9 protein-coding genes are annotated in these 19,034 nt (G+C 42.2%); 3 read left to right on the top strand and 6 right to left on the bottom strand.

Going from position 1 to position 19,034, the window contains the following annotated elements; genetic code table 11:
• Nucleotides 1–168 precede the first annotated feature (168 nt).
• Nucleotides 169–2,085 (bottom strand): right-handed parallel beta-helix repeat-containing protein, encoded by a 1,917-nt coding sequence (locus MHH50_RS17745; RefSeq protein ID WP_340033206.1) that lies wholly within the window; start codon nt 2,083–2,085, stop codon nt 169–171.
• A gap of 120 nt (nt 2,086–2,205) precedes the next feature.
• Here MHH50_RS17745 and MHH50_RS17740 point away from each other — a divergent pair, with 120 nt between their 5' ends.
• Nucleotides 2,206–2,985: a helix-turn-helix domain-containing protein gene (locus MHH50_RS17740; protein WP_076129714.1), complete on the top strand. Its 780-nt coding sequence runs from the start codon at nt 2,206–2,208 to the stop codon at nt 2,983–2,985.
• Between the two features lie 74 nt (nt 2,986–3,059).
• Here the strand turns inward: MHH50_RS17740 and MHH50_RS17735 are convergent, their stop codons facing one another.
• From MHH50_RS17735 to MHH50_RS17715, 5 genes are all read right to left on the bottom strand, one after another.
• A complete protein-coding gene (locus tag MHH50_RS17735) occupies nt 3,060–8,921 on the bottom strand; it encodes a bacterial Ig-like domain-containing protein (RefSeq protein WP_340033205.1) in 5,862 nt (1,953 codons plus the stop codon).
• A gap of 1,130 nt (nt 8,922–10,051) precedes the next feature.
• Complete coding sequence (locus MHH50_RS17730) at nt 10,052–11,059, bottom strand: alpha/beta hydrolase (RefSeq protein WP_076309319.1); 1,008 nt, start codon at nt 11,057–11,059, stop codon at nt 10,052–10,054.
• Nucleotides 11,043–11,720: a GNAT family N-acetyltransferase gene (locus MHH50_RS17725; protein ID WP_340033204.1), complete on the bottom strand. Its 678-nt coding sequence runs from the start codon at nt 11,718–11,720 to the stop codon at nt 11,043–11,045. The genes MHH50_RS17730 and MHH50_RS17725 overlap by 17 nt, the downstream gene beginning before the upstream one ends.
• Nucleotides 11,717–12,505, bottom strand: coding sequence for a MerR family transcriptional regulator (locus tag MHH50_RS17720; RefSeq protein WP_340033203.1), 789 nt, complete (start codon nt 12,503–12,505; stop codon nt 11,717–11,719). Before MHH50_RS17720 ends, MHH50_RS17725 begins: the two co-directional genes overlap by 4 nt.
• A 475-nt stretch (nt 12,506–12,980) precedes the next feature.
• Nucleotides 12,981–13,628, bottom strand: coding sequence for a transcriptional regulator (locus tag MHH50_RS17715; RefSeq protein WP_340033202.1), 648 nt, complete (start codon nt 13,626–13,628; stop codon nt 12,981–12,983).
• 1,191 nt (nt 13,629–14,819) lie between these two features.
• On the opposite strand from MHH50_RS17715, the gene MHH50_RS17710 reads away from it, so the two are divergent.
• Nucleotides 14,820–17,930, top strand: coding sequence for an ATP-binding protein (locus MHH50_RS17710; protein ID WP_139330226.1), 3,111 nt, complete (start codon nt 14,820–14,822; stop codon nt 17,928–17,930).
• 3 nt (nt 17,931–17,933) lie between these two features.
• Complete coding sequence (locus MHH50_RS17705; protein WP_076129707.1) at nt 17,934–19,025, top strand: response regulator; 1,092 nt, start codon at nt 17,934–17,936, stop codon at nt 19,023–19,025.
• Nucleotides 19,026–19,034 lie beyond the last annotated feature (9 nt).

Here is a 19,034-nt window from a genome sequence, read left to right as displayed (position 1 = left end):
GATCGGTCAGTAAAGAATTTAACGAAGAATTTAAAGCAGGAGAGATTGTTGAATATCAAATCATAATAGAACAAAACGAAGTATCTATTCAAAAGATTAAGGCCAATAAGTAGCAGACTCAATGATTGCAATGAAAAAAGCAGGTGGACTAGCCACCTGCTTTACCGATCACCACACTTTAATATAATTTTTGCCCTTATTCAAAAGTGTAAGAGGTCCTAAAGTGCTTTTATTCTCTTTCTTGTTATCCAGAAAATCTGTATCCAGGATTATATTGCTGCCATCCGGATTCTCAAACTCGGCATCCACGATGCGAACCCGCGGCAAAGTTTCAGTTGAATGTACTTCACCTAAGAAGTTAACGAAGCTATCAGGCAGGTCAATGGAAAGGAATCCCTCATCTCCTTGATCTACAATAAAGAATTCTGGATCAAAGCTTTCTTCAACCAGCTTTACATTCTCTTTTTCGAAAGGCTCTGCACTGTTTAAGTAAGCGTTGTTATTAATGAACATAGGCTGTTCAACGAGTTCAAACTCCTCAAGATCACCGTGTAACTTATGGACATTCTCGATATACTCCGCCAAAGAGGTGGTGTAGTGATTGAAATGTGATGTGCCCACGCCTGTCCATCCGTCTTTTCCAACAATGATATTGTTATAGAACCGATCGTCCCCACCATAAATAAGTGAGAAACCGGCAATTTTTGTACTATGCGGAAGATGATATTGCGTGGACCGGTTTAGTACCTTTCGATGAACCATCCTGCCGCCGATTAGATTGTTGATATAGGCTCCACCTTGGGCTACATTCTCTAAAGCATGTTTAGCTGTCAAGATATTATGGTCAACAATGTAAGGGCCATGGCTTACTTCTATAAACAAATCCCGATGATTTTGATAGAACAGATTTTTGCTGATTCTTGTCCCTTGGGTCTGCCAATCCAGCCATAAACCTAAAGTACAATCGTGAATCCGGTTATGGTGGATGTGAGTATCGATCGGTGCGTGAAGCTTGATCCCGGCAATTTCGTGGCCCCAGAATTCCCGTTTTGTCGCAATGTTGTATATATGGTTATGATGAATTTCGCTGAAAATACAACCTAAGTGGCCGACGATGGCATTTTGGCCGCAATCATAAATGGTATTATGGCGGATAAGATGTGAACCGATCGATTCTTTGCTCCAGCCCTGACGCTCAGCAGTAAAGACGGATTCAAGCTGATATTGATATCCGGGTTTGTCTTTTCGAAGGGTGCGGTAATTATGGCCTGTGGAAGCTTCTTTGCCGATACTGATAGCGCTGCATTTGGCATCGTGAATGATATTATTTTCAATAATCCAGCCTTTGCTCCAGTTAGTGCCTAGCAGTCCGGGCTGGTCTGCCGTTGGAGGTGCCCAAGGTGTTGCCGCATGCGCCATTTCAAAACCTTTTACAGTAATATAATCAATTCCGGTTTCTTCAGGGTAGAAACAAGATCTGCGTACATTGATTTCTACCAGTTCTTTGTTCGGGTTGGCACCTTGGAAATTAGCGTAAATCGTGGTGTGGTCAGGGCTTACTTCGGCAAACCAAACGTAGGTCGTCTGTTTTGGATTTTGGACCGGAACCATCTCTTGTGTCCAGAGATCCTTGAACTCCAGCTTTTCGACAGGAGCTGCCAGTTGATCATACTGACTGACCTCATAAAAAGACATGCCATTTAGATATACATCCCCTAAGTGTCTTGTCTCCTCTATAGTGACGAGCCAATCGCCAGACACTTCCTCAACATACGGATTAAAGCTGCCAAAAAACGTGTTCGGCAAGATCACTTTCCATATTTGGTTCTCAACCTGCTGCCAATCTTGTATATGCTCAGAGCCTTTTATGACAACCTGCTCGTCTTCAGCGGCTTGATAAATAATTCTTCTTTGTTCGCTTAATCCTTTGTATCTCGGTTTTACCCACTCGCGATATATCCCTTCATGAACGATAACCTTATCCCCAGCCACAGCTACTGAAGCCGCTTTATTGATGGTTAAAAAGGGATCCACCTGAGTGCCTTGACCTTGATCTGAACCGGTTTTTGATATGTGATATTCCATTGTCCTATAACCTCCGCTTGGTTGACTTTATCCAATATTATAGGAAATAACGTTGTTAGTTCTATACTTTATATAGTACACTTTAAGACAAAATTAGTGTTTTCGTGAAGGAGAATCTACTTGTGGCCCTTTTTTGAAAAACATGGTGTCAGCGAAAAAGATTACTTTAAACTCATTCCATTGAAAAACTATCATTTTCCACTTCATTTTCATCGGGCATTTGAGATTATTTATGTCAAAGAAGGGCAGTTATCTATCACCATTGATGGGAAAAGCTATCAGGTACAGAAAAATGATCTGGTTTTTATTTTTCCTAATCAGATGCATGAATTTGAGACGATTGATTTTTCGGAGATTATGGTAATCCTCTTCTCCACAGAATTGATAGGTGATTTTCACATGAATTATAAGAGCTTTATTCCAACTGACAATGTTCTCCATGCTGTGAATGAACCTGATTGTACAAAGCTGGATTCGATTTATAGCCAGAAAAGTTTCCTGTATGGTGTATGTGCGCAGTTGATCTGTCAGACATCATTTGCTCCGGTCAAACAGTCCCCGCAAACAAAGGTGCTCTATAAAATCCTGCTTTTTGTAGAACAAAATTATTCTGCCGATTGCACATTAAAAGCTGTAGCAAAACATCTGCAATATGATTACCCGTATTTATCAAAGCTATTTGTCCAGCTGATGAAAATGCCCTTCACAGATTACTTGAATCACTATCGGATCTCACAAGCATGTTATATATTAAAAAACTCGAATCTGACTATTGGTGAAGTTGCCAACCTTTGCGGCTATAGTAACTTACGGTCATTTCATCGGAATTTCCAGAAAATCACCCATCAATCACCGAAAGGGTATCGGGTTTCCAATCCGCCTGATAAGGAAATGAACTAGAAGACTTAAGGGGGGAGGGAAGAGGATAAAAAGAACTCCAAAACCACGAGTATAGTGGTCTTGGAGTTCTTTTTTTATTTTTGCATCATAATTCTGTAAATCAGCATGGCGGCTTCGGCACGTGTGGAATGGGCAGTTGGTGTAAGCTGCTGCTGAGAGTCTCCTTTAATAAGACCTGCTGATACCAGCTTTGCAATATCATTTGCCGCATAATTAGAAATTTGATTATGGTCGGTGTAGCTGTCTAATGCAGAGGGGGAGGAAGAGGTCGTATTCGATTCCCATACCTCAGCAGCCTTCAATGCCCTAGCTGCCATAACAAACATTTCTTGTCTGGAGATGGAGTCATGAGGGTGGTAAAGGCCGTCGGGTTGGCCCGTAACGACCCCTAATTTCTGAGCTGTCATAAGTCCCTCATAAAAATAATCGTTAGGTGACACATCAGCAAAGCTATTTCCTTCTGCTGCGGATAGACCTAAAGCTCTAACCAATAAAAGTGTGAAATCTGCACGTGTAACAGTCTGGTCGGGCCTAAACTCTGTTTCTGTTACACCATTAATGACACCTTTTGATGTTAGTACTTCTACAATAAACTTCGCCCAATGAGAATCAGTTATGTCCCTGAACGTTTTGTGATTGTAAACGGCGGCGTATTGTCCAGATGAATTTGTTGTTGAGAAAATAGCTTGCTTCTTATCTGAATCATAATTCCCGCCTACTACCGGTTGGATGACTCCGTGCTCATTGACGTTCCAAACTACAATAAAGGCGTTGTTCAATGGAGGTACAGCTGCTGGATAAGGAAGCCCAATTTGTATGGCCGAATTTAAACTCTCTAATTGAACTGTTGTACCATCCAAAAGTAACTCGTAATCAATAAGCAAACTTTCACCCAATTGCTTCTTTAAACTTCCTGTTGTATCGACAGGCTTGAGGAGCAAGGTAACCGTCTTCACATTGTCCAGTGTCTTCGCCGGGAATAGATTATCCGGAAGTACAAAGGTAGCTAGTGATGTATTGATCTCCAGCTGCAATGTGGATGCTCCAACAAGAAATGCTGCGGCAGGGAGAGTGACTTCAAATGAGCCAACATTTGACGATTGTTCCTCTGCGAGCTGAATTCTTAGGATTTTGTGGCCTGCGGAATTAGGTTTGGCTAAAGCCATAATCTTTTGTAAGGAAGATTCAGTCAATATTGCGCTAGCTTTTTCTCCATTCATAGTAGTAGGTATCTCAATACTTACGCTACCGTCCAAATGGAGTATAGTAGGGGCCGAATCTCCAACCGATGATCCGGAACTGCCTGAGCTCGCGGCAGCCGTCGGACTTGGAGAAGCGGTCGGACTTGGAGAAGCGGTCGGACTCGGAGAAACAGTCGGACTCGGTGAGGCCGTCGGACTTGGAGAAGCCGTTGGGCTCGGAGAAACAGTCGGACTCGGAGAAGCCGTCGGACTTGGAGAAGCCGTCGGACTTGGAGAAGCCGTTGGACTCGGAGAAGCCGTCGGACTTGGTTCCGGCCCATCCAAAGGAATGAACTTCAAGAAATCGCCCCAGATTATATTCCCGTCAGTATCCCGAGAGTAATTGACTACAGGATTTAAGCTGACAAAGTTAGAATCACTCAGTTCTAAACCTGATTTATTCGCCGATCGCGTACCGTCAAACATGAAATTATTGTCCGCAGCTAAAGAAGCTGGATATTGGTCTTTTGCAATGTTGGCAGTTCGGTAAGATAAGAAACCGTCAATCGTAAAGTCTGCAGTAATGTGATCATAAGTGGTGAAGCTTATATTACCACGCGTATTGTTAAATCCGATGTTGTTGATGGCGATCACACCTGGATTACTATTGCTTGTAAAACCATAAGCGCCATTACCAAAGGCGATGGAATCGCGGATGGTATGTGTGACATGAATGCCTTCGCCACCAAGCTTGAAGCCATTTTTATCACCGGCACCTACGGTTCCGTCTGTTAAGAACCCATTGTTGAAGGCGGCGCTGTGCTCAATCAGCACTGAACCTATTGCACCTGAGCCTGCTTTCGTATATAAGTCCCAGCCATCGTCGATATTGTTATGCGCCAGACAACCTCTAAAAATATTACCAACACCCGCAGTCAATTTTGCCGCAAAGCCATCGGCATTATTGTCAGATGGATCACGGTTGTCGAAGGAGGTACTGTTGAGAATTAAGTTGTAGGAAGGCCATTCACTGAGTTCTATCGCGGTACCATCTGTTCGGCTGATTTGTAGACCAGTGTCACCATTCGCATAGAAACGGCTATTTTCAACGATGTTATAATTGCCTCCCACTGTAAAGCCCTTGGTATTCCCAGCTGAGCGAGTGAAATCAAGTCCCTTCACATGCCAATAGTTTCCGCTCAAGAGAACGCCTTCTGTTTTTTTGTCAAAATCAAAGATAGGTCTTGCTCCTGGTGCTGCTTCTATATACTTTTTGGCGGAGGCTTTGCCATCATTGTACTTTTTAATCTCAAGTGGTGATTTCCGCACATAACGACCCTCAAGCACAATAATATGCTGACCTGGTTTAACGAAATCAATCGCAGTATCGATATCAAGTGGGAGATTGATTGTTCCATCTCCGGAGCTTGATCCGGTGGGGGATACGTAGATATCATCATCTTCGTTATAACTTTTTAGGGTGACGGTAAAGTTGCTGATGATCTTCTCATAAGAGGTCAAATACTGAGTATCATCTGGTAAAAAAGTAATGCTGAAGTTCGTATCTCCTTGATCAAGAAGTCTCGTGGGAATAGAAAGACGTTTACCAGATATTGCCTCGATATCCTGAGCGATGATCGTAGAACCTTGCTTCAACGTCACCGTTCCGTTGACATTAGAGCGCACAATCATTTGGTAAGCTGGATCTGAGGTTTTACTTAGTGAAAGTATATTTAAGCTAGGTGTGACGGGAGTCGCAGGTGGTTCTATTTTAGGAGAATCTGTAGCTGCTGAAGTGACTGTTAATTGAATATTGCTTACATTAATTGTGGCTAAACGAGCAGCATAGAATCCGACATACATTTTTGAATCCTGTACGCTTAGAATGTCTGGTGTGAAATGAATAGCTTGCTGGCCATTATTTAGCTGTCCTGTAAAACCACTATTCGTCTTTGCTAAGGTTAAATGGTAAGGTGCTGCTGGAACAGTATTGGCAGGTGCAGGACGATCTTTTTGAAGCATGATGGTTTGAATCCCTTTACTGCCAGTCCCATCCGTTTTTTCAACTCCCGTACGGACAAAAAGCTGTGTGCCCAGATCGCTTTTCGTCCCGCCACTATAACCACCGATGGCAGCTATATTGGATGCAAAGACGCTAGAATTTCCTTGTGTGCCGATGACGTCACGTGCCATAATGCCAAAAGATTCTTGCCCGTCATATGGATTTTTTGCAAAAGCCAACACTTGGATATCCGCAGACAGCACGAAATTATCTTCCGCAGCATCTAGCTCGGTGTAATAGAAGGTAATGCCGTCATGATCTTCGGTGACTTTACCGCCGCCTTCCAAAGCGATCAGTTGGGCGGATCCATCCTCGTTGACAATCGTCTGATTGTTAGCAGCTGAAGTGGACTGACCGAATTGAATGCTTTTCCAAACGGGATCGATCCTTTCTTTTACTGTAACGGAATACGTAATGGGCATAATAGAAGAATCGGTAGGGAGTATGCCAATTTCATACACTCCAGCTGCCTGATTGTCGAACTTGGAAGTGTCGAGCGTATAGCTGTTTAGCTTCTCTCTATCTGAATTATCATACACTTTGGATACGAAGAGATCTTTGCTGTCAAAGTTTTCGTTAATAAAAAAGGTAGTTTTAGGATAGCTGGTGACTTCGATGCCTACTAGTTTTTTAACGTTGACCTTAACTTGAAAAGAGGTTGTTAAGCCTTTATGCGTAATTGTGATTTTTTTATCCCCAGGTGTCGTGGTGTCGAGAGGAGAGACCTTGTATTCATTGTTCAACAGCCGAATCTGTGTACCATCACTGTAATGAGCATAAACCACAAGTCCTTCTAGTTTGAGGGAGTCACCGATATAGTAGAGTGTTTGTTTAGGTTCATTTCGAATTTCTAAAGCGGATAACGTCGCTGCTTTTACTTCCACATTAAAGGTCGTTGTGATTGCCGGCGCCTCTGTTGTAGTAACGGATACCGCTGTGGAGCCTGATTGCGTAAATAGATACGGTAACAAATCGCTGACCGGTTGTCCGTTAATGGAGAGGGAATAAAGATCACTGGTCAGCTCTTTGGTCAGGAAGCCGTCGTTATAATTGGCAACAAGAACAAGACCTTCTGGATCGAAGGTATCCCCTGGGTAATATACGGTTTTAGCTGGATAATACTTCACTGATAATGAGGTCATAGATAATGGAACGATTTGCAAAGGAATGCTCACGAAAGCACCGTTGTAGTTAATGGTTATGATATTTTCTCCAACCTTGCTGCTATCAAAGCCTGTAACAATATAATCCGTAGAAGATAAAACTGCCTCGCTCTCGTCAGAAAAAATAGCCTTAACGACTAATCCAGTCAAATCAAGGGGCTCACCAACCAGATAAGTGGTTTTCATCATTGCGCTCGTATCAGCGGTTAAGCTGGTTACGATTTTGGATTCAAGCTGGATGTCTATGTCACTGAAAGTAACAGTTGCATCTCTAGCTACATAAATTCCGGCAAAAAGAGTATCTGTGAACGTATCGTCCAGTGTTATGATTTCGGTCTGATCACCCACACTTAATCGATAAGTAGCTCCTGATTTTTTAATACTTAGCGAATATACAGCTCCTGCGGACGGGGCCTGGATATCGCTAAAAGGATTTAACTTCACTTGGGTATCTTTTTTATAAAAACCTTTCATTACTTGATCCAAAGCACCGACCGCCGCGTAGTTAGAAGTGCTTGTGCTTGCATCTCCGTTTGTTCCAACACTGTCGCGGAGCATAAGACCGAAGGATTTCTGGTTAGGTGTGCTGACAGTACTATTGTTATTAAAAGCAATCACTGAAGCGGTCGCTTTCAGTTCAAAGTTCGCATCCACAGGAATCTCTTTCGAATAAAAAGATAATCCCTCATCGCTGCTGGAGATTTTGCCGCCGTAAGTCGTTATCGTTACAGAGGTTGGACTTTCAATTATAGGTTCGGGGTTCTTAGCTGGACTAGTATTGCCTCCGAAGGCGCTGAAGCCCCAAGGTCCTAGCTCGATTTGGCCTTCTTGACTGAATTGAATGTTTCGGAACGTAACCGTAGTATTTCTAGCAGTATAAAGGCCCGCATATTGAATGGAGCCGTCAAAGCTTTCGATCGTTTTGGTTTCATTGCCGATGCGGACAATATACAGATTTCCGGTCTTTTTGATGCTTAATTCGTAATTCTCTCCTTGGGCAGGGCGATTAGCGTTATCAAACACGTACCCAAGTTTCTGTAGGTTTGTATTTTGCAATTTGTGAAACGCTTTCATTTCTTGATCCAAAGCACCCAAGGCGACATAATCTCCAGAGTAGGCTCCGAATTGGTTATCCCACACATTGCCGCGCAGCATTATTCCGAAGGAAACTTGGTTATTGGCTGTCCAAGCATCCACGTGAGCCGTTGCCTTTAACTCAAAATTAACACTTGGATCAACTTCTTTAAAGTAATAAGCGATACCTTCCGTGCTGCCCGATACTTTACCTCTATCGTTCGAGCTTCGCAGTGTTGCTGATCCATCCGTGTTCTCCGTAATGCCAAAGTTGGCCGCAGTAATCTTGTCTTGCCCCCCAACATCACCAAATACGCTGCCTTGCCATTCACTTTGAATGTTAATCATTCCTTCATAAGGATCAGGTGCTTCCTCTGCAAACATCGATAACGGAAAAGAGGAACACAAAAGCAGGAAGGTTACGAGCATGGCTAACAAACGTTGTTGTTTTCTCAATGATTAAAACCTCTCCTTATATGATCGATTTTGACCAAAGCTAAGCTTGATCATCCGAAATTATACGTTATCACTAAAGCGTACAGCTATAATCAATACGCCATATAACGCTGTTTATGCAGCAGGAGAGGGAGAATCTGAGTTAATGACACCCGGTTTATGCCTTTGCTTCTGCTATTTACGTGGAGTTTTCGGAGTCTGTTGCTGGTGGTTAGTACGCTGCGTGGTGGTTACGGGTGCCGAAGCTGCCGATAAGTATGCTCGCAGTGGAAGTCCGCGACCGTTTGAGCCAAAATTACGCCCGCGATTGGAGTTACGGACCGTAGTGCAGCTATTTCAGCTAATTCGCTCATTTTCCCTGAGTTTCGGACTGCATAGCTCTTAATGAGCAGAAAAAGTGGATCAGAGCAGTGTTTTTGAGTAAATAGCTGCGTCTGAGTCCGATAGCGTGGCGAAAACGAGGAAATTCAGGAAATAAGGGCTATACGGTCCGAACGTAGGGAGTGCATTGGTGATAGTCGTAGGTATTCTATAAGATACGTAGATTCTGGGGAAATCATAGCCAATACGCGGGCTTGTGCTGTTGTTAAGTACTTTCCGCGTGGTGGTTACGGACCGTAACGCAGCTATTTCAGCTAATTCGCTCATTTTCCCTGAGTTTCGGACTGCATAGCTCTTAATGAGCAGAAAAAGTGGATCAGAGCATTGTTTTTGAGTAAATAGCTGCAACTGAGTCCGATAACGTGGCGAAAACGAGGAAATTCAGCAAATAAGGGCTGTACGGTCCGAACGTATGGAGTGCATTGGTGATAGTCGTAGGTATTCTATAAAATGCGTAGTTTCTGGGGAAATCATAGCCAATACGCGGGCTTGTGCTGTTGTTAAGTACTTCCGCGTGGTGATTACGGACCGTAACGCAGCTATTTCAGCTAATTCGCTCATTTTCCCTGAGTTTCGGACTGCATAGCTCTTAATGAGCCGAAAAAGTGGATCTGAGGAGTGTTTTTGAGTAAATAACTGCAACTGAGTCCGATAACGTGGCGAAAACGAAGATAATTGGCAAATAAGAGCTATACGGTCCGAAAGTAGGGAGTTCAGCTGGCGAGAGTGCATAATGGATGGCAAACAGATTAAAACTGGCTTACAAAGTGAACCAAATCATCTAAATATGGCTCAACAACAATATGTCGTGGAAAAAAGACAGCGGTCAAATATGTTCTTAATGGTGATGAGGCATTCTTTTTTGAGAGCATAGAGTGATCAGCATCAGGAATATAGAAGACGGAGAGTAGGTTTTCAGGAATTTTTTCACGGTAAACACGTTCGGTTTCCTCAACATCTACATTTATATCTTGCCCGCCAAGAACTAAGTGGACAGGTGTAGTGAAGTTTTTTAAATCCTCGCTCGCATCTGACTGATAATTTTTAGCGAAAAAACCCCATTTTTCTTTGGGAATTAAATCGTCCGATTGTGCAATTCGCAAGTAACTTTCATACGACGCCTGTTCTTTAAGTAGCAGTAGGATTTGCGCGTTATAATCTTCTCTCTTTTTTATCTCCTGTTCTGAAAAACCTTCTAAAATCATCTCTTGTCTGGTATTGTATTGTCCTTGAGAAATCCATTGAATGGCGGGGGATACAAGAATACTGAAGGCGAGATCAGGCACTTTTTTAACAATCTTAGGAATCACCCAGCCCGCCTGACTTGCTCCCCACAAACCAATAGCTTGAGCATCAATCATAGGTAAGGCTTTAGCCCAGTTAATCGCATATATAGTTTCTTGCGCTCTATCCTCCATGCTTTGTTCTAGCCAGTTCCCTGAGGAACCCCCAATACCCGGTTTGTTAAGAGATAAGGAAGCATATCCGGCAGAGGCGAGCTTTTCCCACAAAGGTTTATATCCATCATCGTAAGTATCATTAACTGGGCCATCCCCATGAACAAAAACTACCAGTCCGACGGTTCCAGAGTAACTTTCAGGCAGAACTAAGGTTCCTGTTAGTTGACCTTGAGGCGTATCTATTTCAATTTTTTGCTCAGTCATTGAAAAAGAATGTTGCTGTAGTACGAACAGGACCGCTGCAATCAACAACGAAATGGTAATCATCCAGACAGTTAGCTTAATTTTCTTTTTCATTCATTGATCCCCCAGATTGTAGCGATGTTTTTCTTATCATGTAATGCCAAATAGGCTCTTTAAAAAGTAAATGTCTTACCGCGCTATAGTCAGATTTATGGATCTCAAAGTTCAACTGCTGGTACACATTAATGGCTCGTTTATTCTTGTTAGCAACATGTAGCGTTAGCTTTTCAACCTCAGAATGACTGTTTACAAAATCCGCCGCCCAACCCAGCAACTCTTTGCCAATTCCCTTATTGCGGTGACTGGACCGAACAGCCAAATGAGCCACATAACACTCTTTTGCTCTAGGTTGATAATCCAAAAAATATAACCCAAGGATTAACTTACAGACATTTAAGCATCCAAATTTCTTGAATAGCTGCAAAAAGGGAGCCCGATTCAGTGGTTTAATTGATCCTTTTTTAAGGGAGAGCGTATCCTGCCATTTTAAGTAGATAGTGCCAACCACTTCTCCGTTTTCATAAGCGATTATTTGTTTGGATGATAAAGAAGTAGAATCTTGTTCCCAAAGTCTTATAAGTAGATCAGCAATTTCATTGTCCTCGAGAGAGAGGAGAGAGTGAAATTTCCCGTGAAATGCATCTACCAAAAGCCTGCTTACAGCCTCACGATCTTGTTCCTGGTAATGGGCGATGATAACCTCGTTTGTACTCATTTAGTGGTATCATCTAAGGCATGCTCGATTTGAATTTGAAGCTCATAATGAAGCTTGTCGTTGTTAAACATGGATAGGTATGATTTCTCCAAAATGATGATTGGTCCCAATACCATGTAGTGATGCCCATTTAAAAAGTGTTCCAGCTTGGCAATCTCATGATCTACATCCTGATCGTCTGTTACAAAAAATGCTTTATAGAGATAACACCCTTTTTCTAAAACAATGTCAGGGGCGGGAGTGGTTTCAATGGTTTCAAAGCATAAGGTTACTTGTTCAGAATCGTATACATAATGCAAATCTGTTTCAAATAAATGATGGTACTGCGGTCTTTTTTCATATAAACTTCGTGCAGTTAGTGTTTCGTTATCCTCTAGCACCAACCACTTTTTCAGATAACGATTATCCACATGTTTAATTTGATACTCCCCCTCCATGTTGCCATAATCTGCATGCTCTTTTAGTACCTTTTGTATAAATTGTTGCAGCATTATTAATTGGTTTATTTCTGTGTTGATTTTGTTTAACGATTTCGCTAACAGCAGTCGGTAGTCATTCGTTGCGGATTTATTCATACTTTGGTTAATGGTGCTGACAGGGATGTTTAATTTGCGGAGTAACAGGATATGTGCCAATTGATAGATTTCATCGATGCCGTACATCCGGTACTGATTATTGTCTATATAGGATGGAAACAGGATTTCTTTTTCTTCAAAATATCGAATCTGGTGGATAGATACATTCATAAGTTTTGATAGTTCGCCAATTGTAAGGTACGGATTCAAGGGCGGTGCTCCTAACTGTAAGTTATTTGATAAAATAACTATAAACCTTAGGTCAGACCTAAGGTCAAGCGTTGATTAAAATACGGACTAAGCAGAGCACTTTTTTTCTAAATAATGATTAGTAATAGTAATGGATGGTAATGAAAAAGACTTAGATTTTGGAAGGACAATGCGGGGGTGCAACGGATTAGATTCAGGATCATTTTTTGTATGAGCCTTGCTGGTATGACCCTAGAGATGCCATTACGGACCATAATGCAGCTATTTCAGCTAATTCGCTCATCTTCCCTGAGTTTCGGACTGCATAGCTCTTAATGAGCTAAAAAATTGGGTCAAAGCAGTGTTTTTGAGTAAATAGCTGCAACTGAGTCCGTTAGTGTGGCGAAAACGAGGGGAATTGGGAAATAAGAGCTATACGGTCCGAACGTAACTTTGATAATCAAACCAAACTAATCAAACCAAACTAGTCAAGTCATCACATTCTAAGCTGATAGGTTCGATTGCGTTCTTTTCCACCGACGATCTCTAGTAGCTGCTGTTCAACTAACTCATGTAAAACACGTCGGGCATGGTGATTAGTGACTCTAAGATGGTGGGTGAGCTCTACAGGTGTGAACGGACGCAGAAGACGTCTTGCGAAACGAAGTGTTTCAGCTTCTAACCAAGTTAATGAAGAGGGCGCGTCTGAAGCCATGAATTTGCCGATGAATGCGAGTACTAGTTGTTGACATAGCTGAGGCTCGTCCGTGATTGAGGGATAGGCGATGGATAGGAAGGTCCAACCGTCTAGCGATAATAAGGAATGGCGTCTACATAAATCTTTGAATCGTCGTACATCAAGATCTCTAGCATGTGGACCGTAGCCTTGAATCTCAATTCCACCCTTTGCTCCACCTGGCATATAGGCCAGATCAAGATAACGATAACCATTGTTGAAATCGCGCACTTCCCATTCGGGGAACAAGTAGTTGAAGTTTCCTACAGCAGGAAACCATACCGCACGCAGAAATTCGACTGTTCCATAGCCCAACCCTTTTGCAAGAAGCTCCTGTCTGCGGGGATTGTTCTCCTTATCCAAGTTGATCTGTAACCATTCCTCTAGTTGCTGTTCGAATCTGGACATTTTGTATATCCTCCTTAAGTAATTTTTTGAAAAAAGAAAAAGCCGCTCCCATACAATTCCTCCTGAGCTTAGCCCAGGATAGAGATTGTATAAAAGCGGCGTGTTCTTCACGACCTATAGTTGCTATTATAACGAGTGCTGGGGATTTCTTCAATGAGTTACTGTGTATAAAGATGACGAATTCTAGTAGGTTTTAAAGGAAGGAAGCTAGCATGGTGAACGAGCTGAATTTGCTGAAGTTAATAGTTACTCTAAAAGCGGATTCTTCCCCCCCGCGCGGCCGCATGGCTTTTCTAGGACGATCATCATGTGCTTACTGATCCGCAAAAATGGATTACGTGCTCTGCGCAATATCATTATTCATTTTCGAACGTTGCGGACCGTATTGCAGCTATTCGTACATTTTCGCTCGTATTCCAAAAGTTACGGACTGCATAGCTCTTATTAGCTGCAAATCGACTCAAAAAAGGGTGGTTATGAGCATATAGTTGCAACTGAGTCCGATAGCGTGGCAAAAACCTCGGTTTTCAACAAATAAGGTCTTTTGAGCCCGCAAACGCGCAGTGTAAGTATTCAGAGTTCCCAATGACGTCAGAATTGTCTATCTAGTCCAAGTCGTCAGATTATACATGTTGTCCATGTCACCAAAGTCATGTAACTCCGGGATGAACGGACCGTATTGCAGCTATTCGTACATTTTCGCTCGTATTCCAAAAGTTACGGACTGCATAGCTCTTATTAGCTGCAAATCGACTCAAAATGGGGTAGTTATGAGCGAATAGTTGCAACTGAGTCCGATAGCGTGTCAAAACCCTCGTTTTTCAGCAAATAAGGTCTCCTGAGTCCGCAAGTGCCGGGCAGATGCGTTCGAGTCGCCAAAGTAGCACAAGTCGCCCAACTGGTCCATTCATTTCATCATTAAACTCATCATGCTCATTTCGTCGTCCTACTCATCGTGCTCATACCGTCATCCTACTCATCATGGTCATATCAGACCCTCTTTTCATACAAGTCCCGCTTTTTCCGAAAAAAATCCTAATAAAGGCCTATTACTTTGTCGAATTGTGAAGGAAATTAGAAAATTTTATAGAATTATCTATGTTCATCTAAACTTTTTACTCTACATCACGTGTTGCAGGATGGCCCTGGTGATTGCTGCAGCTTTACTCTTCCATAAAAGGGGCCGATACGATGCTCAAAAGGACATTACTTATCTATCTGATTGGTTTAATTTTATTATCTGCGATTCCTCTATCCATTCTTATGGGTCACGATAAACAAGGAAGTCACTTGCAAGTGCAGCATGGAGTCATGGATCTCGCGGCTTGGGATTATGAACAGGATAAGATTATCAAGTTAGACGGTGAATGGGAGTTTTATTGGAACCAGCTATTAACTTCTGAGCATTTTAGGGCGGGTAGCGCAGATATACCTGATTCTACAGCTTGGATGGAGGTGCCCTCCCGGTGGAACGGCAACATCGTTAATGGAAGCCCTTTACCCGCCTTCGGTTCCGCCACCTATCGGATGGTTCTAAAAAACCTGCCTGTAAGCGGGGTATTCGCCTTGAAAAAAACTAATATCCGCTTTTCAAGCAGGATTTTTGTTAATGGACAGTCAGTTATTGAGGATGGTAATCCTGCTGCTAATGAAGCTGATTATCGGTCAGGGAATATCCCGCTGATTGGGCTTTTTTCGTCTGATAAGGGAGATGTAGAAATCATAATTCAAGTCTCTAACTTCGATTATGTAAATGGGGGCATTCCGGTTTCTTTATCCTTTGGTGAGGAAGCAGCAATGATGGAGGTTCAGCAGAAGAGTACGGCCCGTGAATTTAGCACCGTTGCTATTTTAGGCACACTTGCCCTTATCTTTTTTATCTGCTTTGGGGCAGCGTCCTTATACCGTAAGCAGGATTACTCTTTACTTGTATTTGCTACTATTTGTTTGCTGTTTGCGATATATCATGGGTTGATCGGCGAGCGTTCACTCTTACTCTTTTTCCCTAAACTTTCGTTCATAGTGCTCTACAAAGTAAAGGATATAAGCTCCATCTCCTGCTTTATTGTGCTCGCAATATTTTTTTACCAAATGCACAAAAGCATAATATCTTTAAAATTTACTCAAGCCATAACGATTGTTTTAGGCAGCTTTATAATTCTGGTCGCCATCCTGCCGATTCGTTCTTACACGGTCATTTATCCGTATGTGATTATTTTATATGAGCTGATGTTAATTTGGATGTTATGCAGAGTGGCTACCCTATATATCAGAAGCGCAGAAGTAAATAGAATCAAATTGCTGCTGATGTTTATGGCGATTCTAGCTATTAATTTATATTCCATAGACATTATTTTGTTTGCTCTTTCTATAAAAGAGAACCTTTGGCTCGGGCAGTTTTACATTGTGGCTTTTAATATCATCATGATCGTGCTGATTGTTCTACGTTTTTTTGAAGCCTACCATACCATAGACGAGATGAAAAACCAGCTGATCGGGCTGGATAAAATTAAAGATGAATTCCTTTCCAACACCTCACATGAACTAAAAACACCTCTAAATGCCATAGTGAACATTACAGCTACGCTGCTGGATGGGGTTGAGGGTCCAGTTAATGAAAAACAAGCGCAGAATCTAGCGATCGTAATAGGGAGCGGCAGAAGATTAACACATATGGTAAATGAACTACTTGATTATTCCAAAATGAAGTATGGAGACATCACATTATACAAAAGCAACCTGGATTTGAAAGCCGTTGTTGATTCCGTCATGGGTATTCATTCTTTTTTGCTCGGAGAAAAGTCGATCCTGCTCGTTAACAGAGTCGCTTCGAATTTCCCTATGGTGAATGCAGATGGCAATCGTCTGATTCAAATTTTCCACAACTTGGTTGATAATGCGATTAAATTTACGGAACAGGGTGAAATAGAGATTAGTGCCAGAGTTATTCAGGAGTGGGTGGAAGTACGTGTGGCAGACACAGGTTTGGGTATCTCACCGGATATGCAGGAGCGTATTTTCAAAGCTTTTGAGCAGGTGGATGAGGCGGAGATTCATAGTCATGGTGGAACAGGGCTCGGATTAAGTATTACTAAGAAGCTAGTAGAACTGCATGGTGGGAACATAGCTGTGGAATCTACAGTGGAAAAAGGTTCGGTGTTTATTTTTACACTTCCACGGTGGGATAAAGCGGTTAAGCCAATCTCGAGGCCAACCCTTAAGGCGGCACATTCTTATAAAGAATTAAGTTTCTCCCATGGTAGTTATCCCCTTTATATCAAAGGCGAGATCGATGAGCCCATTTTAGTAGTGGACGATGATTTTGCCAATCTGCAATCTATGATCAATCTGTTTAAGCTAGAGAAATATTCTATTGTGGTTGTCAATCGCGGGCAGATGGCACTTGAGGAGCTAGCGAAAAACACAGACTTTTTTCTGGTGGTACTGGATATTACCATGCCGGACATTTCGGGTTACGAGGTTCTGCAAAAGATTAGAGAGAGATTTACTCCTTTTGAACTGCCTGTGTTAATGTTGACGGCCAAGAACAGGGTGAGCGATATGAAGATGTCCATGGATAACGGTGCAAATGACTATGTGGGAAAACCTTTTGAAGCTGAAGAGCTAATGGCACGTGTTAAAAGTCTGACCCGATTGAGAGCTTCCGTGAAGACTGCCAAAGACGCCGAAATTGCTTTTTTACGATCCCAGATCAAACCTCATTTCTTATACAATGCTCTGAATTCAATTGCTGAACTATGTGTGGAGGAACCTGAGAAGGCCGAAGAGTTGACACTGCAGCTGTCCCAGTATTTGCGAAGCAGCTTTGATTTCAAACAACTGGATTCACTAACGAGTCTGGAGAATGAGCTTGAGCTGGTAGAGGCTTATATCAATATTGAAAAAGCACGCTTCGGTGCCAGATTAAATGTGGAATATGATGTGAGAGTGAATACGGATTACCGGATTCCTCCGCTGATTCTACAGCCTTTGGTCGAAAATGCAATAAGGCATGGCCTAATGTCCAATTTGCGGGGTGGCACGGTAATTATATCTGTAAAAGAATTAGAGAATTCTGTGATTAGCTTTATTGTGGAGGATAATGGATCTGGAATGAGTGAGCATAAATTGAAAGAAGTAATGCAGTCAGATGTAGATAAAAGAGGGGTGGGGCTGTGGAATATCAGTCAGCGCATCAAGCTATTATATGGAAAAAATATTCATATTCAAAGTGCTGAAGGATTAGGCACAACGGTATCTTTTGAAATTCCAATACAGCAGCTTAAGCGGATGGGAGGTTGAGGCATGCTGCGAGCGATTATTGTAGATGATGAGGAGTTATCGGTAAAACGCCTGAAGCGGATCTTATCGCAGAGCGGAGAGATTGATGTCTATGAGACGTTTTTGAATCCTGCGGAAGCCTATGCTTTTGCGAAGGCCAATCCGATAGATGTAGCTTTTTTGGATATTTCTATGCCTGAGACGAATGGGATGAAGCTTTCTAGCCTTTTGCATGAATTGGATGAATCGATAGATGTGGTTTTTGTAACCGGATTTGATGAGTATGCGCTGCAGGCTTTTGACCTAAGTGCAGTGGATTATCTTTTGAAGCCTGTAACTGCGGAGCGGTTGTCTAAGACGTTAGAGAAACTCAAAAAAATAAATCGAAATACAACGGCTGAGCCTACGTTAGAAGTTTTTTTATTTAATGGTTTAAAAGTGTACCGCAGAACGCAGAACAGAGAGCTAATCAAGCTGAGAAGTCCAAAAACAGAAGAATTATTTGCTTTTCTGGTTAGTAAAGGGACGGTTAGCCGGGAGGAAATTATCGACACGTTGTGGAGCGGATTGGAGCCTGAAAAAGCATGGAAGAATCTCAACTCGACGCTGTATTATATTCGAAAAGCAATCGGCGCCAATTATATAAAAGCTAGCAGGAATGAAATTCATGTAGTAGAAAGCAGCATTTATTGTGATCTGTATGAATTTGAGCGATTGTTAAAGCAAATCAGGCAAACCTCTGAAAGACATGTTGAATGGATGATTCAAGCAGAAGTTTTATACACAGGAGCATTACTCAAAGGAAAAGCCTATGAATGGGCCAGTGGCAGGACGCGCAGACTCGAGCATGAATATATAGGATTGCTGGAGCTGGCTGCAAGATTTCATTTAGAGCAGAATCAGCAGCAGCAAGCACTGCATTATTTTGGAGAAATATTAAAATTAGATTCCTTGCGAGAGGACATCTATCATGAAATCATCAACTTACTAATTGAATTAGGGCGAATGAATGAAGCACAGCGGAAATTTGGTCAATTGGAAGAGATGCTGCAGCAAGAGCTCGGAACAACACCCGATCCTAAACTTAAAGCGTTAATGAAACAGAAGTTATTGTAATGGAAGGAA

Origin of the sequence: Paenibacillus sp. FSL H3-0302 (assembly GCF_037982245.1) — a bacterium.
Taxonomy (GTDB): Bacteria; Bacillota; Bacilli; order Paenibacillales; family Paenibacillaceae; genus Paenibacillus_AQ; species Paenibacillus_AQ odorifer.
The sequence above is the reverse complement of the archived record's forward strand: the minus strand, read 5'-3'. Positions and strand labels throughout refer to the sequence as shown.